Origin of the sequence: Acetobacter musti, from assembly GCF_011516835.1 — a bacterium.
GTDB lineage: Bacteria > Pseudomonadota > Alphaproteobacteria > Acetobacterales > Acetobacteraceae > Acetobacter > Acetobacter musti.
Window position 1 is genome coordinate 39,164 of sequence record NZ_WOTB01000007.1, and the last position, 20,659, is coordinate 59,822.

The window sequence follows — 20,659 nt, forward strand, 5'->3', positions numbered from 1 at the left end:
AGTACGCTCAGGCCTGATGATTCTCGATCAGGCTCCGGCGGATCTGCCGTCCGCGTTCTATGCGGTCGACGATGTAATCGGAGTCGGCCCAGCGAATCGCTCTGGCCATTGCCTGGGCGTCTTCCGTGAAGCGGGCGAGCATTTCGAGGATGGCGTCGCGGTTCGACAGAAAGATGTCCCGCCACATGATCGGGTCAGAGGCTGCGATACGGGTGAAGTCACGAAAGCCGCTGGCTGCGAAGTCCAGAACTTCCGACCGGGTCTGATCCGCGAGGTCGTCCGCCGTGCCGCAGATGGTGAACGCCAGCAGATGGGGCAGGTGGCTCACGATCGCGCAGACCCGGTCGTGATGCTCCGGCGTCATGTCTTTCGTTCGGGCGCCGCAACGCTGCCAGAGCGATTCGACGGCGCTGACCGCCATATCGGAGCTGGTTTCCGGAAGGGGTGTCAGCAGACACCAGCGATTCTCGAACAGGGTTGCGAAGCCGGCATCGGGGCCGGAAAATTCGGTTCCGGCCATCGGATGCGCCGGCACATAGGAAATATCGGGTCGCAGCGAGGGTCTGATGGCATCAATGACAGACACCTTGGTCGAACCTGTATCCGTCAGGATCGCGCCCGGACGCATGGCGGGAATCGCGGTGGCGGCGACCTCGCCCATGACGCCTACCGGCACGCAGAGCATGACGCAGTCGGCTTCGGCGACTGCCGGAGCCACATTTTCGGTGACTTCGTCGGCGATGCCCAGGTCCCAGACTCTCTGTCTGAAGGTCGGGTTGTTGTCGACTGCGATCAGGCGGCGGGCCAGCATGCCATCGCGACGCGCCCGGTGCAGAACCGACGAACCGATCAGGCCGGGACCGATGACGGTCAGGGTGTCGAAGAGGGGAGTATCGGAAGCGGTGGTCCGGTCATCCATGCCGTGTGTCCTCCAGCGGTTCCGGGGTTCTGTCGGTTGTCATGGCGTCGGGCATGATGCGCGCGCGAAGTCTGAGAGCCCGCATTTCTCCGGCCTGCCATAGCAGCAGAACCGGAATCCCGATGCAGAACTCACGCCCGCGCCTGAGCAATGCAAGGGCGAGTCCGGTCGAAGGGGGAAGGCCAAACGCATGAGCGAGCGCCATGTAGGCGCCTTCCAGAACGCCAAGTCCGGCGGGGACCAGGAAGGAGGCAGACAGCAGGCCGCAGGTCACGCCCTCGATCGCGATCGAATCAAGAAAGCTGAGATGGTTGCCGAGCAGCATGACGGTCAGCCAGAGCAGGGCCGCGCTGCTCACCCATCCTGCGAAGTGAATGGCGGCCGAGGCTGAGATTCGTGCCGGGTGTGACCAGGCATTTTCCATGAGATTCTGAAGAGTGCCGGCGCCGTCCAGCATGGTTGTCTGCCATTGTCCGGCGATATGTCGTCCGAGAAAACGGACCGTCCGTCTGACCGCGCTTCCGCCCCGCTGCTGTGTCCAGATGAAGCCGGCGATGCCGACGGCGAGAAGGAGCGCGCCGATAATGACGGGTTTGACCAGCGGATTGGAACCGGCGCCGATTGCCAGAATTGTGACCGCGAGCAGAATGAACACGATCTGTCCGAGGACTTCGGTCGTGATGTCGACGACATTCGCGCAGGCGGCTTCCGGCCATTCCACCGGTGCTTCGCTGCTGTTGTGAATGCCGCGGTGCTGGCAGGTTGCGCGGATGCCGAGGACGATGCCGCCAAGCTGTGAGAAAGGCAGGCAGGTTGCGGCGGAATCACGCACCAATCTGGCTTTGAAGAGGTGTATGAAACTCATTGCCGGAAAGGCGGAATGCCAGGCGGCTCCCAGCACCAGATCGACACCCAGCTGACCGAGGATCGTCAGGATGAAGCCGCCCACGCCAATGCGTGTCACGGCATCGACGACCGAGCCGACACCACTCCATGCCGTTGCCGCCGTGATCGCCGCCAGGCCCAGGAGGGTCAGTAAGATAGTGAGCTTTTTCAAGGCGCCGTCATGTCCACTTCCTGTAGCCCACTCTGATCACGGACGCCCGGATATACAGAGAGTGAGGCGCCTTTCAAATATCTTGCCGCGCCTGCAACTCCGTGCGGGGCCGGTCAGGACGAACGGCATTCCGGAACTGCAACAGTGCGACCGTGTTCTGGCTGTCTCCGCCGTGGTCCGCACGGGTCAGTGTCTGGTGCTGGCCGCCCGGCAATCGTGTCGGCAATAACCGGGCATCCATAAGAGAAAACAGGGCTCCGCCATACACTAATGACCCTGCACATGCCAGACTGCACGTACCATACTGCGGATACGTGTCTCGTCCGGGGTTGTCTGGGTTGCTGTTTTCTCTCACCGGCGGCTCTGGCCTTTCCGGATATCATCGGGATAAGCAATATCCTTCAGTGTTACCGTAATGTTGAAGGAATTCAGTGCATGACCGCACCGACGCTCGTTACAGGTGCTACGGGTTTTGTGGGGTCGGCTGTCGCGCGTACTCTCCTTGCCCGCGGCCATAATCTGCGGCTGATGGTTCGCGAGGGAAGCGACCGCCGGAATATTGCGGACATCCCGGCGGAGCTCGTCGAGGGTGATCTTTCCCGTCCGGCGACCTTTGCCAGAGCCGTCAGCGGATGCCGTTACGTCTTTCATGTCGCGGCCGATTACAGATTATGGGTGCCTGATCCGGCGCCGATGATGGCTGCCAATGTCGAGGGCACCCGTCTGCTCATGCTCGCCGCGCAGGCTGCCGGTGTGGAAAGGATCGTGTACTGTTCATCAGTTGCGGCGCTTGGGCTGATCGGCGACGGGACGGTCTCTGATGAAGAGACGCCTGTTCATGAGCACTCGGTGATCGGGATTTACAAGAAATCGAAATATCGCGCTGAGCAGGAGGTTCTGCGTCTGACGCGCGAGCGCGGCCTGCAGGCTGTTATCGTGAACCCGTCGACGCCTGTCGGGCCGCGTGACATCAAGCCTACGCCGACCGGCCAGATGATTCTGGACTGTGCCGCCGGGCGCATGCCGGCTTATGTCGATACGGGCGTCAACATCGTGCATGTTGATGACGTTGCCGAAGGGCATGCGCTGGCCCTGGAACGGGGCCGGATCGGTGAGGTCTATATTCTTGGTGGGCAGAATTATCTGCTTGGTGACCTGTTCCGCATGGTCGCTGAAATTGCCGGGGTAAAGCCGCCGCGTATCAGTCTTCCGCAGGAAGTCATCTGGCCGGTTGCCGTTGCTTCGGAATGGTTGTCCCGCAGGTTCGGAATCGAGCCGCGTGTGACGCGGGAAATGCTAGCCATGTCGAAAAAGAAGATGTTCTTTTCTTCGGATAAGGCTGTCCGCGAACTCGGTTACCATCCGAGGCCGGCGCGTGAGGCGGTTAAAGACGCCATTGACTGGTTTCGTGATGTCGGGATGCTCTGAATAAGAGATAATGCCGGATGAGACGTCAGATGATGAGTTTTCTCGCCGCTCTTTCTGCGGCCATCTGGTTTTTTCTGATTTTCTTTCATGGCCGGTTCTGGCAGGCGGGACCAGTTCTGAGACGTAATAAGGCGGTGCATGCTTCGCCGCCGGTTGCTGTGGTTGTTCCTGCGCGGGACGAGGCCGGATCGATTGAGAGTTGCGCCGCATCCCTGCTGGCGCAGGATTATGCGGGTGCCTTTCGCGTCGTTCTTGTGGATGACGGAAGTGCGGACGGAACGGGTCATATGGCGCGGGCGTTGCCTGATCCATGTGGCCGGCTGACGGTCATTGACGGAAAGCCTCGTCCGTCGGGCTGGAGCGGAAAGCTCTGGGCCGTGCAGCAGGGGATTGCGCGAGTCCGCGAGGAAGACCCCGGGGACGAGGGTTATTTTCTGCTGACGGATGCCGATATCGAGCATGACGTGGCTCATATTTCCACGCTTGTCGGGAAAGCGGAGCGGGACGGACTCGATATTGTCTCAGAGATGGTCGAGCTGAACTGTGTCAGCGCGGCTGAGAAGGCTCTGGTGCCGGCATTCGTGTTTTTCTTCGCTCTTCTTTATCCTTTCGCACGGGTCAATGATCCGCGCAGCCGGACTGCCGGAGCGGCTGGCGGAACGATATTGATCCGTCGCGCCGCGCTGGCCCGGATTGGCGGTATCGAGGTGCTGAAAGGCGCTCTGATCGATGACTGCGCTCTGGCGGCGCACGTCAAGCGATCCGGAGGGCGGATCTATCTTGGCCACTCATGTCTGGCGCGTTCGGTTCGTCCCTATCCCAGGCCGTCGGATATCTGGAGGATGATCGCCCGCACGGCGTATGTTCAGCTCCATTATTCTCCTCTGCTGCTGCTGGGCACGGTCATGGGGATGGCACTGATATGGATCGCGCCGGTTCTTTTTGCGGTTTTCGCCAGAGGGTTGCCGCGCATGCTTGGTCTGCTCGCATGGCTGGTTTCGATGATGTCCTATGTTCCCACTCTCCGGCGGTTCCGGATGTCGCCGCTCCGGGCCGTGCTGCTGCCTGCCATAGCCGTTTTCTATACGGCTGCGACGATCAGTTCCGCCGCTGATCATCACAGGGGGCGAGGCGTGCAGTGGAAGAACAGGGCTTATACCGGGGCCGGTCATGACTGACGGGATGCCATGCTGTCGCAATGCCGATCTGTGCCGGTCGTGCCGCAACGGTGTAGGCATCTTTCTCCGGAGCGTGTAAAGCAGCGCGCCATGTTGTCGTATTCTCCTTCCGACGGGCCGAACGGGCCTGTTTCCGGCGCAGCCGCCACGCGGGCTGGCGGTGCTGCCGGGACTGACCCGTGGCGGGCGCCGGATGTGTCTTCCGGGAAGAGGGAGGCGGATGAGAATTTTCCGGTCGGGTCGCTGCTGTTCAGGCGGGGTCTGAGGGCGCATATTCACGCCTATTACGATTTCGCCCGGTTCAGCGATGATGTTGCTGACAGCGAGATTCTGACGCCGGATGAAAAAATAGCGCGGCTCGACGCCATGGAGGCGATCCTTCTGGGGCAGGCCGATGCGCCGGACCGGCAGGACGCTCTCTCTGCCTCGCGGCTGAGGATCAGCCTGCTGCGCACCGGGCTTCCTTTTTCTGTCGCGACGGATCTTCTGGTGGCGTTTCGTGAGGATGCCGTCAGATCGCGCTATGAGACGCAGGCTGATCTCGATCGCTACTGCCGTTACTCAGCCAACCCGGTGGGCCGCTTTCTTCTGAGTCTGCACGGAGAGAGCGAGGCGACGTTTCCGGCGTCGGATGCGCTCTGCACATCTTTGCAGATTTTAAATCATTTGCAGGATTGCAGGGGCGATCTGCAGCGTCTGGACAGATGTTACGTGCCGCTTGATCTGCTTGCCCGTCAGGGGCTTGGAGCGGATGCGCTGCTGGGTTCGCGTACGACGCCAGGGCTGCGGACGGTGTTTGATATCATGCTCGATGAAGTGGACCGGCTGAATGCCCATTCGAAGGCGCTTGTGCGGAGAGTTCAGGTGCCACGGATGCGGATGTATTGCGGGGCTGTGATCCGGCTTGCTCATCTGCTGGCGGCGCGTCTGCGGACCGGTGATCCGCTTGCGGAGCGCGTCGCGCTGTCGAAAGCGGATTTCGGCCTTGCGGCTGTGTCTGCTTTCCGGGCGTGGAAAACGTGAGGCAATGACCTTTGTGAGGCCGGGTCCGGTACGGTCCGCGCGGGAGAGAATTTCATGACTGACACGAACAGCACGCATGATGAGCCGACGCCGCTTGGCTGCGATCCGGCTGATCTTGCCCGCGTCGAGGCGATTGTGCGCCAGTCCGGAACGTCGTTCGCTGCGGGTATGCGTATTTTGCCGCCGTATCGTCGTTACGGGATGTACGCCATTTATGCGTTCTGCCGGATCGTCGATGATATTGCTGACGGCGACACTCCCTCTGCTCTGAACGGTACGGAGCAGATGGAGGAGCGGATCGCCCGGCTGCAGGCGTGGCATGAGCGGATTGCCCGTCTGTATAACGATGAGACGTGCGATGCCCTGGACCGGGTTCTTCACGCGGCGATTCGTTTTTTCGCGCTGAAGCAGGCCGATTTCGACGCGGTTATTGACGGGATGACGATGGATGCCGGCAGCCCGATGGTGGCGCCGGATGAGGAGACGCTCGATCTCTACTGTGACCGGGTGGCTTCGGCGGTGGGGCGCCTGTCCGTGCATGTTTTCGGAGACAGCTCCGGCCATGCTGAGCGTGTGGCGTATCATCTCGGACGGGCGTTGCAACTGACCAATATTCTGCGCGACGTTGCGGTCGACGCCCGGCTTGGCCGGCTTTATCTGCCTCGGGATCTTCTCGCGCGGTTTGACGTGCCGGCGGATCCGCAGCGTGTGCTGACGGCGCCGGGTCTTGCCGGGGTGATGCGCATTATAGCCGCGAGAGCGCATGATCACTTTCGGAATGCGTTCGCTGCGATGAAAAAATGTGACCGGAAGGCGATGGTGCCGGCCCGCATGATGGGTGGGAGTTATCTCGCCATTCTGAATGCTCTGGAGCGACGCGGCTGGGATCATGTTCTGACGCCATCTCCGGTCTCGAAGCTTCGCAAGGCAGTCGGGGTTCTTCAGGCGTTTGCGGCCTGATCGCCGTGACGGGGCGTGTTCATATTATTGGTGGCGGGCTGGCTGGTCTGTCTGCTGCCGTTGAGGTGGCGGGAAGTGGCCGGCATGTGATCGTGCATGAGGCCGGGCCGGTATGCGGTGGCCGCGCGCGTTCCTATGAGGACAGGAAGCTTGGTTGCCGGATCGACAACGGCAATCATTTGCTGCTCACGGCAAATCAGTCCGTTTTTCGTTATCTCGGTCTGATTGGTGCGCTGGATACGATGACCGGCCCGAACCGGCCGGTGTTCCCCTTTGTCGATCTGGCCGAGGGTGGGCGCTGGACGCTTGATCTCTCGGCCGGGCGCATTCCGTTCTGGGTTCTGAGTCCCCGCAGGCGCGTTCCGGGGATGCGGCTTGGCGAACTGGTCAGTCTGAAGCGGCTGATGGAAGCCGGTCCGGACCAGGTCGTTTCGGACTGTCTGCTGCCCGGCCCGTTCGCCCGCCGGCTGCTCGATCCGTTTTCCATAGCGGCGCTGAACACGCCGAGCGACGAGGCAAGCGCCGCGCTGCTCGGACACGTTATCCGGGAATCGCTGGCGAAGGGCGGGCGCGCCTGTCTGCCGCAGTTTCCGAAAACCGGTCTTTCCGAAAGTCTCGTTGATCCGGCGCTGGCCCATCTTTCCGTGCTTAAATGCGAGGTTCGTACGGGGCGGCGTGTTGCGTCTATCGAGACGTCCGGAGGCCGGGTGTCGCGTCTGTGTTTTCCGGATGAGACCATCGATGTCGATGAACGGGACACCGTGATTCTCGCGGTGACGGCGCCGGTCGCTGCGTCTCTGCTGCAACAGGCCATTCCTGATTTTCGCGCTCCTGATGCGTTTGAAAGTATTCTGAACGCTCATTTTCGTCTGGAGAAGCGGCCGAGGGCTCTGGGTTCATTTGGTGAAGCGCGGTTTATGGGTGTGATCGGCGCGACGACTGAGTGGATTTTCCTCAGAGGTGATGTGGTTTCTGTGACAGTCAGCGCCGCGAACCGGTATGCGGAGCAGGATCCGGACCAGTTGCTGGCGTGTATCTGGGAGGAAGTCAGGCGGGCGCTTGATACGATGCTGGATGCGCCGCTCCCTGGAGAGCCAGCCGCGCAGCGTCTGGTGTGGGAGAAGCGGGCGACCTTCGCGGCGACTCCCGAGCAGTTACGCCGGCGTCCCGGCGCCCGGACGCCGCTTGCGAATCTTGCGCTGGCCGGTGACTGGACGGCGACTGGTCTGCCGGCGACGATTGATGGCGCTGTACAGTCGGGCGTTGAAGCTGTGCGTACTCTGGGGCTGCGCTGAAGACTGCTGCTTGGTGATGAGCGTGCTGGCGGCGCAGGTTTCGGTCCTTTGCCAGTGTCGTCCTTGTCGGCGTTGTTCCTGCGCTGTCTCCGGTGGCGGCGTGGCTGTGTATCTGCGGCAAATTTGTGCTGAATCCGCTGCTTACGCCTTTGTTTTCCGCCGCCTGGCGTGATCCGGTGCAAGGCAATATACGTGAAGTAAGTTTTGTTTTCTGAAGAGCGGGTGATGACGGCGGACTGTGAAAAACAGGAAATGGGTTTCCTTGTGGGTCTCAGGGCTGAGGCCGAATTGTTGCGGAAGTTCTGGCCCGACTCTCCGATCGCGGTCAGCGGCGCTACCCGGGAAGGGGCTGAGCGGGGGGCGGGCCGCCTGATTGCCTGTGGCGTCCGGAATCTGGTGTCCTTTGGACTTGCTGCCGGCCTGGACCCGGCTCTGAAACCGGGGGACATTGTTATTCCGGATGTCGTCATGGTGGAGAAGACGCTCTGCCCCTGCGATCCTGCATTGCGGCGCCGGCTCGGTGCGACGCCTGGCGAGGTCATTGCCGGGGCTCTTCTTCACAGTGATTCAGTTGTCCTGGACGCTGAGGCCAAACAGCTTCTGGCGTATGAAAGCGGTTGCTGCGCGCTGGATATGGAAAGCGGTTTTGTGGCCCAGGCGGCCCGGCAGCATGGCAGATCCTTTGCGGTTCTGCGTGCCATCTGTGATCCGGGTTCACGCACGCTGCCGGCTGCGGCCGGTATTGCCCTGTCTCCTGATGGCGGCGTGAAAACCGGATTGCTGTTGCGATCATTACTTCGGGACCCTGGTCAGATTGGTGGTCTGATCGGTCTGGGTATTGATGCTTTTAAAGCGCGTCGCGCTATGAACCGGTTCCTGGAAGCTCATTGTCGATTCTGAATGGCAATGTAAATTTTCCTGACGGCACCGTATCCCGATTGATGTAACTCTCTGATATGTTTTTGATTTCTGAATGGAGAAATGAAATATTGAGGTAGATAAAAGATATCGGGAAGGTGTTCCGGGGTGGGTTACCTGCTGTTTTAATGTCTGATTAAAGTGTTTTTCTATGCGGATAATGTGTGCCGGACAGACAGTTCATTCATGGACTGCATGTGCTGAGCCAGACCCGGGACAGGGAAGATTTTTTTAAGATATTCCTGGGAGGCATCAAAACATAATGCCGGGGGCTTATGGTGAACTGTCCGCTCCTGGCGGAAAGCCGTACATAACAGGATGAGGCAGAGATTATCTGATGTGCTGCCGGTGATGAGGATCTGAATGAGCGCTTCACAGTTAACCGGACGGCGTCTGACCCGGTTCGTGGGTTATTTCGACAGTATTGAAGGGTCTCAGCTGAAAGGATGGGCGTGTAATCTTGCGTTGCCGCGTGAGCCCGTCAGGCTTCATGTTCTGGTCGATGAACAGGAGGTTGGTGTCGCTGTCTGCGATCTGCCGCGTGCTGATGTTCAGGCCACTCTGGGGATCATGACCGCCCGGCTTGGGTTTGTGTTCGATATTCCGAAGGCTTTTATTGATGGAAAAGAGCACCGGATCGGTCTGCGTTTTCCTGATCGGTCCATAGTCCCGTCTCTGGCGCAGCAGGACGGATCGCTGCATGAGGAGGATATGGCGGTCGTTCTGACGCCTCGTTACGTTTATGAATCATTTTTTGACGGTATAAAAAACGGGGCGCTCTGCGGCTGGGTTCAGCGTGTGGACCCGGTCAGCGGCGCGAGAGACGGTAACTGTGAAATAGCGATCTTTATCGACGACGTGCCATTCGTTCAGGTTCATGCGAAACGGTTTCGTGGCGACGTTATGAAAGCGGCCGGCGGAGACCCTTACTGCGGCTTTCAGGTTTCGCTTCCGCAGGTGCTCAGCAGCTATGGAGCCCGTACGATACGTGTTGTCATTGTTGACGCGGATATCGACGTTCAGGGCAGTCCGGTTACGACGGCGTTTGTGGGGCATGAGCTCGAAGGGCGTTTGCGGACTCTTGGTGACACGGTTGAGCATCTTTACAAAGAAATTGCTTCTCTGCGTGGAAAGATTGCCGACCTTTTGCCGTCGCAGAAATACGGGCTTGATAGCTACGACAGCTGGGCAAAGCGATATTTCCCGAATTTACGGGCGCGGATTGCGGAACGCCGGCGTGAGACGGGTGGCTTATCGCCGGAGACACAGCCTCTGGTGAGCGTTATCTGTCCTACTTACAAGCCGGATATTACGGATTTCATGGCTGCCGTTGATTCTGTGGCAGCCCAGACATGGACTAACTGGGAACTGATCGTCGTCGATGACGGTGGTAAATCTCTGGAGGTGGCTGCGCGCCTGGCTGAGTACAGCCGCAGAGATCCGCGGATAAGCCTGATCAGGCTCAGAAAAAATGCCGGTATCTCAGAGGCGACCAATGCCGGCATTAAGGCAGCCAGAGGCGAGTGGATTCTGTTTTTCGATCATGATGATCTTCTCGTCGATGTAGCCATTGAGGCTATGCTGCAGGGGGCACGCGATACCGACGCGCTGGTCATCTATTCTGATGAGGATAAAATAGATCCATCCGGGTATCTGCAGGAACCTCATTTTAAGCCGGATTTTGATTACCGTTATTTGCTTGGATGTAATTATATCTGTCATCTGACCATGGTGCGGTCGGATGTTGTCCGCCTCGCCGGTGATCTGAGAGCGCAGTATGACGGGGCGCAGGATCATGATTTCCTGTTGCGGCTTACTGAAATTGTGCCACGCGAGCGTTTTCTGCATATTCCTGAAGTGCTTTATCACTGGCGGAAGACGGCGAATTCAACGGCGACGACGCTGGCCAATAAGGAATACGCGACGGATGCGGGTGTCCGGTGTGTCTCCGATCATCTGAAGCGCGTGGGGTATAACGCCACTGTTTCTGCGATAAATGGTGTCACGCTATATAATGTTCAGTGGTCTCTTCCACGCTCTCCTCATGTTTCGATTATTATTCCCTTTAAAGATCAGGTGAAAACAACAAAGGAATGTGTATCCCGTCTGCTCTCGAAAACCGGATATGAATCATTTGATATTGTTCTTGTTGATAACTGGTCGACCGAAGAAGAGACACAGGCGTTTTGCCGGGATATCAGCCGGGACCCGCGTGTGCGGGTTCTCAGTGTCAAAGAACAGTTTAATTATTCTCGCCTGAATAATCTGGCTACGGTCGATAACGAAGCTGAATTTTTTGTCTTTATGAACAACGATCTGTTTGTTCAGGATGAAAACTGGCTTGAAATCGCTGTGGCGGAAGCGCTTTCGGCTGATGATATCGGGGCTGTGGGCGGTAAGTTTCTTTATCCCAGCGGTCGGGTGCAGCACGCGGGGGTGGTTGTTCATCCCGATACGATTGCCACCCACGTCCATCACGGTCTTTCCGCTGACGAATATGGCTATATGGGGCGGGCTCTGGTCAGTCATGAGGTGACGGCCGTGACGGCCGCGGCCATGCTGGTGAGAGCGGAAGCCTTTCGGGAAGTTGGCGGATTTGACGAGGTGAACCTCAAAGTCGCCTATAATGACGTGGATCTCTGTCTGAAACTTCGTGAAGCGGGATGGCGTATTATCCAGTGCAACAATTTCCGGGCGGTGCATTACGAGAGTTTTTCGCGGGGGAGTGATGAAACTCCTGCGAAGAAAGAGCGGCTTTATGCGGAGTCTCAGTATATGCGTGACCGATGGGCGGAATCCCGTCTGTATCGGCATGATCCGGCATATTCACGTTATTTCTCTATTGATCAGAATTATTACGATCTGGCGGACCCGGACTGAATTTTCCGGACGATGTGATCGGGATCATATCGTCCGTCCCCTGATGCCGCTAACCTCATCTGAATGCCGGTGTCGTCACTTAAGTGTTGCTTGAGGTGAAGGGGCCTGTCGGGTAGGGGTCTGGCTTCCTGTCCGGCAGTGTGTGCTTCGCCGTATGTGGTGTCGCGGCATGTTGCGGGGCGGTCGGGGCAGTGCCGGAGGCACGTAGTATCGGGGGAGCGTCCATGGCAGGTGTCATTCTGACGCTGAACAGCGGCTCATCGAGTCTGAAATTTGCTCTGTATCAGCCACGTGACCAGGTCCGGCCTGAGCAGGGTGACTGCATCCTGCACGGCGCCATAGAGAGTTGCGAAGAAGGGGCACGATTCTCGGCGGTTGATAAGACGGGTAAAGTTCTTGTCGATCAGTCGCTTCTGCCACGGACGAACGACGATGAGCATCCTCCGCACGGTGTCCGGATTGATGCGATCATGCCCTGCCTTGAGTGGATCGAAGGTCATCTCGGCGATGCACAGCTGAGTGCTGTCGGGCATCGCATTTTGCATGGGGGTTCCCGCTATCTGGGGCCGACACGACTGTCTCAGCAGGTTCTTGCGGACCTCGCGGATTTAATTCCTTTCGGGCCATTGCATCAGCCAGCCTGTCTGGCTCCGGCTTCGGTTCTGGCAAAGACGCGACCTGACCTTCCGCAGATTGCATGTTTTGACACCGCGTTCCATCAGTCGATGCCCGATGTTGCAAAGCGCCTTCCACTGCCGCGTCGCTACGATGACGCGGGGATCAGGCGGTACGGTTTTCATGGTCTGTCTTATGCCTATATTGCAGGGCGCCTGTCTGAGATTGCGCCTGACATTGCGAACGGGCGGGTGATTGTGGCGCATCTTGGCAATGGCGCCAGTCTTTGCGCTTTGCGGAATGGGGCCAGTGTGGAAACCACCATGAGTCTTACCGCGCTGGATGGTCTGGTTATGGGCACACGCAGCGGAGCCGTTGATCCGGGTGCGGTCATATATCTGGCACAGGCGGAGCGGCGCTCGCCCGATGAGATCGTGGATATTCTCTATCGGCAGTCAGGTCTGCTGGGTGTTTCAGGTGTTTCGTCTGATATGCGCGAATTGCGGGAGGCCGCTTCCGTGAATTCTGTCCGGCAGGCGCTTGAATTATTTACGTACCGTGTCGTTCAGCAGATCGGGGCGCTGACGGCTGTTCTGGGGGGGCTGGATGGTCTCGTCTTCACGGCGGGGATTGGTGAACATGACGCTGTGTTACGACGCGATATCTGCGCCGCGCTCGGATGGCTTGGCGTCGTTCTGGATGAGGAGCGTAATGCGCGGGCGTTATCCGTTATCAGCGCGGATGACAGCAGAGTGAGAGTATTTGCAGAGCCGACAAATGAAAATCTGATGATCTGCAGAGCAGTCTGCAGTTGTCTCGGCCATTCTGGTCAGTCGCATACGGACGGCGATTTATCTACTGATATCGGGAGTAAATGATAATGTCCCAGCAACAGGGAATCGTCACATCCGGTCATAAAAATATCCTGTCTGAACAGGATCTGGCTCTTTTTGACCGCTGGTGGCGCGCCGCAAATTATTTGTCTGTGGGGCAGATTTATCTTCTTTCCAACCCTCTGCTTCGTGAACCTCTGAAACTCGAACATACGAAACCGCGTCTTCTGGGGCACTGGGGCACGACGCCTGGTATTAATTTTATCTGGCTGCATCTGAATCGTTTAATAAAGAAATCTGATCAGGATATATTGTTTATTGCGGGTCCGGGGCATGGCGCGCCGGGTGTGGTTGCAAGCACCTGGCTGGAAGGGACCTATTCCGAATATTTTCCTGATATAACACAGGATGAAACAGGGATTTGCCGCCTGTTCAAGCAGTTTTCTTTTCCTGGCGGTATTCCCAGCCATGCTGCCGCGACCACGCCGGGTTCCATCCATGAGGGCGGCGAGCTGGGTTATTCGCTCTCACATGCCTATGGCGCTGCTTTCGATAATCCGGATCTGATTGTGGCCTGTGTCATTGGTGACGGAGAGGCGGAGACCGGTCCGCTGGCAACTTCGTGGCATTCTAACAAGTTTCTTGATCCGGTTCGTGACGGGGCTGTTCTTCCGATCCTTCACCTGAACGGCTACAAGATCGCCAATCCCACCGTGCTGGCCAGAATTCCGCATGATGAACTTGAGGCGCTTCTGCGGGGGTACGGTCATGTGCCCATTTTCGTGGAAGGTGATGATCCTGTTCTCGTCCATCAGGCGATGGCCGCGGCGATGGACGAAGCGTTCAGATTAATCCGGTCCATTCAGAATGAGGCGCGGTCGGGCGGTATGGCGGGCGCTATGCCGGTCTGGCCAGTGATCGTGATGAAAACACCCAAAGGCTGGACGGGTCCTAAAACTGTCGACGGGCTCAGGACTGAGGGATACTGGCGGTCGCATCAGGTGCCGGTGTCTGATCTTGCGAAAGGAGATCATCTCGCAATTCTTGAGCGCTGGATGCGATCTTACCGGCCGGAGGAGCTGTTTGACGAAGCGGGGCGTCCGCATTCTGACATCCTGGCGCTCGCGCCGGCTGGTCGTAAGCGTATGAGTGCTTCGGCCCATGCGAATGGCGGTCTGCTGAGGCGGCCGTTACGTTTGCCGGATTTTTCGCAATATGGACTGGATGTCTCTGCGCCCGGACAGCTGGTCGGTGAATCGACCCGTGTTCTGGCTGTCTGGCTCCGGGATGTCATGAAGGCCAATCTTGATCAGGCGAATTTCAGAGTTCTTTCTCCGGACGAAAACAATTCAAATCGCCTTAATGCTGTGCTGGATGCGACGAACCGGGCCTGGGAGGCGACGCGTTACGATTATGACGACCATCTTGCCCCGGACGGGCGGGTGATGGAGATTCTCAGTGAGCACACCTGTCAGGGCTGGCTTGAAGGTTATCTTCTGACCGGGCGGCATGGGCTGTTTTCATGCTATGAAGCCTTTGTTCACATCGTTGACTCCATGGTCAATCAACATGCGAAATGGCTGAAAACTTCGAAGGATGTTCCCTGGCGGCAGCCGATTTCATCACTTAATTACCTGATTACGTCGCATGTGTGGCGACAGGATCATAACGGGTTCAGCCATCAGGATCCTGGTTTTCTGGATCACGTGGCAAACAAAAAAGGCGAGATTTCCAGAATTTATCTGCCGCCGGATGCCAACACACTGCTTTGCACGGCAGACGCATGTCTGCGTGCCCGTGACACGCTGAACGTGATTGTTGCGGGAAAGCAGCCGGAACTGCAGTGGCTCGATATGGAATCCGCTATTGCGCATTGCAGTAAAGGTCTGGGGATCTGGGACTGGGCCAGTAATGACAAAGGGGAAATACCGGACGCTGTTGTTGCGTGCGCCGGTGATGTGCCGACGCTGGAGGCTCTCGCCGCTGTTAAGCTGCTGCGTGAACATATCCCGGATGTGAAGCTGAGATTTGTCAATGTTGTCGATCTGATGAAGCTGCAGTTGCCGGAACAGCATCCTCACGGATTGCCGGATGATATTTTTGATGCGTTATTTACGACTGATCGGCCGGTGATCTTTGCCTTTCATGGATATCCGTCTCTGGTGCATCGCCTTATTTACAAACGTTCCAATGCGGTGAATTTTCATGTTCATGGATATCAGGACGAGGGCACAACGACGACGCCATTCGACATGACCGTTCTCAATGAACTTGATCGTTTTCATCTGGTTATGAATATTGTCCGGCGGGTGCCTCGCCTGGCGGTTCATGCTGCATATGTTCAGGATGCCGTCAGCGATAAGCTCGTTGCCCACAAGCGATATATCCATATGTACGGCGAAGATATGCCGGAGATTCGTGACTGGACGTGGTCCTGAATCGTTATCCGGTAACCGGTTTTGTCTGTCTGGGCGAGAGCCGGATTGTTCAGGCTTTTCGGGGTAGCGTTTTGTCGAACCGGGTTGGTGAGAACCGTAGCGGGTGATTCTGATTTATCACTGAGTGCGGGTCTGGAGGCTGGCACGGACAGCGGTTTTTGGGACGGTTTCCTGGAAGCTGTTTCAAAAGCCGTATATGTATAAAAATTCTTATAAAAACTGATGATGTTGTGATTTTTTGAGTTCTGATCACCTGCCTACTTCAGCCGGGATCAAAGGCTACTTATTGATAAACCTTTGATAAAAAACAATAAAAGTTTTTGGGTGCCGCCTTTTTTCAAAAAGGCGGTGTCTTCTGAATCTTTTTGAAAAAAGCTTCGCCAAAACTTCTTTTATAATTAAGCGGAGGTTTTACAGGCAGACTGTTTGAAACAGTCTTTTAGTGTCGATCAGAGGCCAGGATGAGCTTTCGAAAGCGTGTCGCCTGTGAAAGAGCGTTCGACGACCTGCCACCAGGGAGGGGGCAGGAAGTCTTATTTCGTCTGGCGCAGCGATCTGCAAATTGCTGCGCCAGATATTACTCCACCGCCGCCAGAACCTCCAGCAGTGCATCCACATCCTCGGCTCGTGTGTCATAGCCTGTGACCAGCCGGATCAGCGTGCCGTCCACACCCGGCGGCGTTACCCAGCGGTAAAACCCGAACCCCGCCGCCTCCAGCGCCTCCAGCAGCAGCTCCGGCAGCACGACGAACACCTCATTGCTTTCCGTGTCGAAGGGCATCACGGCTCCCGGCTGACGCAGCAGGCCCCGTGCCAGCCGCGCCGCCATCTCATTGGCGATGCGTCCATTGCGCAGCCACAGATCGTCCCCGAGCCAGGCCAGCAACTGCACACTGAGAAACCGCTGCTTCGACCAGATGTGGCCCGCACGCTTGCGTCGGCGATCCATCTCTTCCGCCCGCGCCAGATCGAACACAACCATCATCTCCGCCGCCATCGCGCCGCTTTTCGTCGCACCCAGAGACAGAATATCCACCCCTGAACGCCACGTGATCTCCGCCGGCGAGCAGTCCAGAAACGCCAGCGCATTCACCAGCCGCGCCCCGTCCATATGCACGCCGAGCCCAGCGTCCCGCGCCATTCCTGTGATCTCGCGGAGATGTCCCGGCCGGTAGACCGTGCCCCATTCCGTCGCCTGAGTGACGCTCAGCGCCGACACCTTGCTGGAGTGAGACCCTTCCGAGGCTGCCTTTTCCAGCGCGCGCTTCAGCAGATCCGGACTGATCCGCCCATCCCCGGATGGCAGACCGAGCAGCTTCGCTCCATGAGTGAAAAACTCCGGCGCACCGCATTCCTCATTATTGATATGCGCGCTCTCATCACACAGCACCGCTCCCCAGGGCGGACACAGCGCCGACAGCGCAAGACTGTTGCAGGCCGTTCCCGTAGAGACCGGAAACACCCGTGCTTCTGTTTCGAAAATCTCGCAAACCCGGCGTTCCAGCTTCTCCGTCCACGGATCGCCGCCATAGGAGGATGCAGACCCCGTGCTGGCCGCGTTCAGAGCCGCCAGAATCTCCGGACAAACAGGCGAAACATTGTCGCTGGCGAAGTTCCTGCGTATGTGTGCCGCAGTATCCCCCCCGGAAGCCGACGTGTCACCGGATGGCTGCTCGACAGTGTTCTGGTTCATGTTGCCTTCCTGCCTCTTCGTCGCAAACACAGTTACTCTAGCATCCGAGCAGAAACCCGCCCATGCCAGAACAGACCGCTCCCGAAACCACGGCCGTAACCCCTTCCGAAAGAGGACGCCGGATTGACGGCAAAGCCTTCGCCGCCGGTCTGAGAAAACAGATCGCCGCGGATGTCGTTTCGTTCCACGAAAAACACGGCATCACCCCCGGCCTCGCCGTCGTGCTGGTCGGTAATGATCCCGCCAGCGAAGTCTACGTCCGCAACAAGGCGCTGGAAACACACAGAGTCGGCATGCGCTCCTTCATGCACATGCTGCCGGAAACGACGAAGGAAGCCGAACTCCTCCAGCTTGTCGCCCGTCTGAACGCCGATCCCGAAATCCACGGCATCCTCGTCCAGCTTCCCCTTCCGAAAGGCATTGATGCCCGCCGGATCACCAATGCCATCGACCCGAAAAAGGATGTCGACGGTCTCGGGGAGGTCAATGCCGGCCGCCTGAGCCTTGGTCTTCCTGGCCTGGTTCCCTGCACGCCGCTCGGTTGCCTGATGCTGCTGAAATCGGAACTCGGAGATCTGCGCAGCCTCAATGCCGTCGTTGTCGGGGCCTCCAACCTTGTCGGGAAACCCATGGCCCTGCTGCTGCTGAACGAGGGCTGCACCGTGTCTGTGGCGCATATTGACACCGTCAACCCACAGGCTCTGACCCGCACCGCCGATATTCTCGTCGTCGCCACCGGCGTCAGTGGCCTGGTTCGCCGGGACTGGGTCAAACCCGGCGCCACCGTCATCGATGTCGGCATCACCCGCGTTCCGACCAGCAACGGCAAAACGAAGCTTGTTGGTGATGTTGCTTTCGACGAAGTGGCTCCCATTGCCGGGCGTATCACGCCTGTCCCTGGTGGCGTTGGTCCCATGACCATTGCCTGTCTGTTGCAGAATACGCTGACGGCGGCGCGTCTCAGCCTGGAGGGCAATGCGGGCTGACGCGGCCGTTGTCTGACGCTCCTGTTTAACTGGCGCGGTTATGTGTTTTGCCGCACGGGCGACGGGCAGGGCTCTGGCCCGTAATTAACAGACCGGGGTCAGAGTGATCGTGTCCCTTTGCAGGTCACGGGGCAGCACCCTGGTACTCTGCCTTCTGGAATCCGCGTCTCCTGTTCCTATATGCAAAAGATCGAAATCAGGATGGGAGGCACGTCATGAAGATCGGAATCGTAGGCGCCGGACAGATCGGCAGCACACTGACGCGGCGTTTCACCGCAACCGGACATCAGGTCAGGGTCGCCAATTCACGCGGTCCGCAGACCCTCACAGAGCTGGCAAAAGAAACCGGTGCTCAGGCCGTTACTGCACAGGATGCGGTCAGGGATGTTGATCTGATCGTGATCACCATTCCGGAAAGCAAAATTCCTGCTCTCGGCAAAACCCTGCTCCAGTCTGTGCCGAAAAACGTCGTGGTCGTCGATACCGGCAATTATTACCCGCGTGAGCGCGATGGCCGGATCGCTGCTATTGAAAGCGGCACGCCGGAGAGCGTCTGGGTTTCCGAACATCTTGGCCGCCCTGTCATCAAGGCGTTCAACAACATCTATGCAAAGCATCTGCTCGAAAACGGCAAGCCGGCCGGCACGCCCGGCCGTATTGCGCTGCCTGTTTCAGGCGATGATGCCGCGGCGAAACAGACGGTCATGACGCTTATTAATGAGATCGGTTTTGACACCGTGGACGACGGGCCACTTGCTGAATCCTGGCGTCAGCAGCCTGGCACCCCGGTCTATTGCGCCGATCTCGATGTGGCCGGTGTTCGCAAGGCGCTGAGCGAGGCCAGCCCGAAACGCACCCCGCAATGGACCGCGACTGATAACAGTCCCGGCGATTTTAACGCACCGCGCTGATTCTGGCGGGAGAGGAAATCCGGGCGCTGCCCGGACCTGGCAGGGGCCGCAGGCCCCTGTATCCTGAGTTTATCAGAGGCTGCTTTAAAAGCCTGCCCACGAAACCTCATGTAAATTATAAAGAAGTTTTTGGTGAAGCTTTTTTCAAAAAGCTTCAGAAGATGCCGCCTTTTTGGAAAAAGATGGCATCCAGAAACTTTTATTGTTTTTTTAAATCTTTTTGCGGGGTGCTTTTTGAGGCTGGCTGAAGCGAACAGATGAACGGGATGAAAAAACATAACATCATCCGGTTGGTATGAAAGTTTTTATCCCTGCGAACTTCTGAAACAGCCTTTTAAATAAAATGGTTTCCAGAGGCCGGTGGCCTTTGGCAGGTGCAGGGGAGAGCCCTGTTATCTTTCACCCGATAAATGCCGCAACGGCCTTGTTCACCTCAGACGACTTCTCAAGCTGAGGCATGTGTCCGGTCGCCGGATAACGCGTGACCGTCACGGAAGCAGGCAGGCCGTCAGCGCCGGAGACGGAGAGAATCTCGTCATCCTCACCCCACAGAACCTGAACCGGTCCCTTATACGCCTCCAGAACCGGCCGCAGCGGGAATACCTGCTTTCCGTCGTGGAAACAGGTTTCCGCTATGGTTTTCAGCCCTTTTACAACGCCGTCCAGACGTTTGAAGCGGATGATGTTCTCCACCATGGCCCGTGTAACCAGCGATTTGTCATGGACGAGATACTGAACCACGGGCTCCAGCGTCTTCCTGCGATCCGCCTCGATATATCCATCAATAAACGCCATATTGATGTCTGTCCCGAGCCCCGCCGGTGCAATAAGCGTCAGAGACGCCACCGCGTCGCCCTTTGCTTTTGCCAGTTCCAGCGCAATTGCTCCGCCGAGCGAATGGCCGATGACATGCGCCCGGTCGACTTCCAGCCCGCTCATCAGTTTCCCGATTGTCTCTGCAAATGTTACAGGACTCCCGTCTCCGACTTCCTTGGTTGACTCGCCGTGTCCAGGCAGATCGAAGGCGATCACCCGATGCTTTTCCGCCAGAGCCGGCTGGTTCAGCATCCAGTTCGTCAGATCGCCACCAAATCCGTGAATCAGCAGCACAGGGATGCCGCCATGATCCGAGCCTGATTCCTGCACGGAAATCTTCAGATTGCCGACTTCGACGACCTTACGCTGCGGCTCGGCCTCTCCGGCCGCGCTGTCCTCGCCGCTGGAAAACTCCTCGTTAAACTTCGCGATAAAAGCGTCGATCTCCGCATCCGGCACCGATTCATCCGCCAGAATACCGATCAGGGCGCCAACCGGCAGCATGTCACCTTCGGCTGCGACCTGTCGCCGCAGAATCCCTTCCGCCGGACTCTCATAGCCGTTCGTGATCTTGCTTGTTTCAATATCGGCAATTTCCTGACCGGCTTTCACCGTTCCGCCAGGTCTGACGCTCCAGCCTGCCAGCTTGCCTTCCGTCATCGCCAGACCAAATTTCGGCATCGTGACCGGTGTAATCGTGCCGCTCATT

16 protein-coding genes are annotated in these 20,659 nt (G+C 57.9%); 11 read left to right on the plus strand and 5 right to left on the minus strand.

Annotation, left to right across the window (positions count from 1 at the left end):
* Positions 1-7: 7 nt before the first annotated feature.
* The 3 genes from GOB93_RS07155 to GOB93_RS07165 all read right to left on the minus strand — a co-directional run bounded on the left by GOB93_RS07155 (position 8) and on the right by GOB93_RS07165 (position 2,217).
* The gene (locus GOB93_RS07155) at positions 8-919 is read right to left on the minus strand and encodes a prephenate dehydrogenase/arogenate dehydrogenase family protein (RefSeq protein WP_173582816.1); all 912 of its coding nucleotides are present in this window, start codon (positions 917-919) and stop codon (positions 8-10) included.
* Positions 912-1,976 carry a lysylphosphatidylglycerol synthase domain-containing protein gene (locus GOB93_RS07160; protein WP_242010602.1) on the minus strand — a complete coding sequence of 355 codons (1,065 nt, stop codon included), beginning with the start codon at positions 1,974-1,976 and terminating at the stop codon, positions 912-914. The genes GOB93_RS07155 and GOB93_RS07160 overlap by 8 nt, the downstream gene beginning before the upstream one ends.
* A 73-nt stretch (positions 1,977-2,049) precedes the next feature.
* Positions 2,050-2,217: a hypothetical protein gene (locus GOB93_RS07165; RefSeq protein ID WP_173582786.1), complete on the minus strand. Its 168-nt coding sequence runs from the start codon at positions 2,215-2,217 to the stop codon at positions 2,050-2,052.
* A 194-nt stretch (positions 2,218-2,411) separates the two neighbouring features.
* On the opposite strand from GOB93_RS07165, the gene hpnA reads away from it, so the two are divergent.
* From hpnA to GOB93_RS07210, 9 genes are all read left to right on the plus strand, one after another.
* Positions 2,412-3,404, plus strand: a complete 993-nt coding sequence (gene hpnA / locus GOB93_RS07170) for a hopanoid-associated sugar epimerase (RefSeq protein ID WP_173582817.1) — start codon at positions 2,412-2,414, stop codon at positions 3,402-3,404.
* A 29-nt stretch (positions 3,405-3,433) separates the two neighbouring features.
* Positions 3,434-4,582, plus strand: a complete 1,149-nt coding sequence (locus GOB93_RS07175; RefSeq protein WP_173582913.1) for a glycosyltransferase — start codon at positions 3,434-3,436, stop codon at positions 4,580-4,582.
* A gap of 90 nt (positions 4,583-4,672) precedes the next feature.
* Complete coding sequence (locus GOB93_RS07180) at positions 4,673-5,605, plus strand: squalene/phytoene synthase family protein (RefSeq protein WP_173582818.1); 933 nt, start codon at positions 4,673-4,675, stop codon at positions 5,603-5,605.
* Positions 5,606-5,659: 54 nt separating this feature from the next.
* Positions 5,660-6,565 (plus strand): presqualene diphosphate synthase HpnD, encoded by a 906-nt coding sequence (gene hpnD, locus GOB93_RS07185; RefSeq protein WP_173582819.1) that lies wholly within the window; start codon positions 5,660-5,662, stop codon positions 6,563-6,565.
* 5 nt (positions 6,566-6,570) lie between these two features.
* Positions 6,571-7,860: a hydroxysqualene dehydroxylase HpnE gene (hpnE, locus tag GOB93_RS07190; RefSeq protein ID WP_173582820.1), complete on the plus strand. Its 1,290-nt coding sequence runs from the start codon at positions 6,571-6,573 to the stop codon at positions 7,858-7,860.
* A 225-nt stretch (positions 7,861-8,085) separates the two neighbouring features.
* Positions 8,086-8,760: a phosphorylase family protein gene (locus tag GOB93_RS07195; protein ID WP_173582821.1), complete on the plus strand. Its 675-nt coding sequence runs from the start codon at positions 8,086-8,088 to the stop codon at positions 8,758-8,760.
* Between the two features lie 381 nt (positions 8,761-9,141).
* Positions 9,142-11,658: a glycosyltransferase gene (locus GOB93_RS07200; RefSeq protein WP_173582822.1), complete on the plus strand. Its 2,517-nt coding sequence runs from the start codon at positions 9,142-9,144 to the stop codon at positions 11,656-11,658.
* Between the two features lie 224 nt (positions 11,659-11,882).
* Entirely contained in the window at positions 11,883-13,151 is a 1,269-nt protein-coding gene (locus GOB93_RS07205) for an acetate/propionate family kinase (RefSeq protein WP_173582823.1), read from the plus strand.
* Positions 13,152-13,153: 2 nt separating this feature from the next.
* On the plus strand, positions 13,154-15,544 hold the full coding sequence (locus GOB93_RS07210) for a phosphoketolase family protein (RefSeq protein WP_173582824.1): 2,391 nt from the start codon (positions 13,154-13,156) through the stop codon (positions 15,542-15,544).
* A gap of 577 nt (positions 15,545-16,121) precedes the next feature.
* On the opposite strand, the gene GOB93_RS07215 is transcribed toward GOB93_RS07210, so the two are convergent.
* Positions 16,122-17,237 (minus strand): threonine aldolase family protein, encoded by a 1,116-nt coding sequence (locus GOB93_RS07215; RefSeq protein WP_173582825.1) that lies wholly within the window; start codon positions 17,235-17,237, stop codon positions 16,122-16,124.
* 62 nt (positions 17,238-17,299) lie between these two features.
* Between GOB93_RS07215 and folD the strand changes: the two genes are divergently transcribed.
* Positions 17,300-18,223, plus strand: coding sequence for a bifunctional methylenetetrahydrofolate dehydrogenase/methenyltetrahydrofolate cyclohydrolase FolD (gene folD, locus GOB93_RS07220; RefSeq protein WP_173582826.1), 924 nt, complete (start codon positions 17,300-17,302; stop codon positions 18,221-18,223).
* Between the two features lie 215 nt (positions 18,224-18,438).
* On the plus strand, positions 18,439-19,134 hold the full coding sequence (locus GOB93_RS07225; RefSeq protein WP_173582827.1) for an NADPH-dependent F420 reductase: 696 nt from the start codon (positions 18,439-18,441) through the stop codon (positions 19,132-19,134).
* 399 nt (positions 19,135-19,533) lie between these two features.
* Here GOB93_RS07225 and GOB93_RS07230 read toward each other — a convergent pair whose 3' ends face one another.
* Complete coding sequence (locus GOB93_RS07230) at positions 19,534-20,658, minus strand: acetoin dehydrogenase dihydrolipoyllysine-residue acetyltransferase subunit (RefSeq protein ID WP_173582828.1); 1,125 nt, start codon at positions 20,656-20,658, stop codon at positions 19,534-19,536.
* Between the last annotated feature and the right edge of the window lies 1 nt (position 20,659).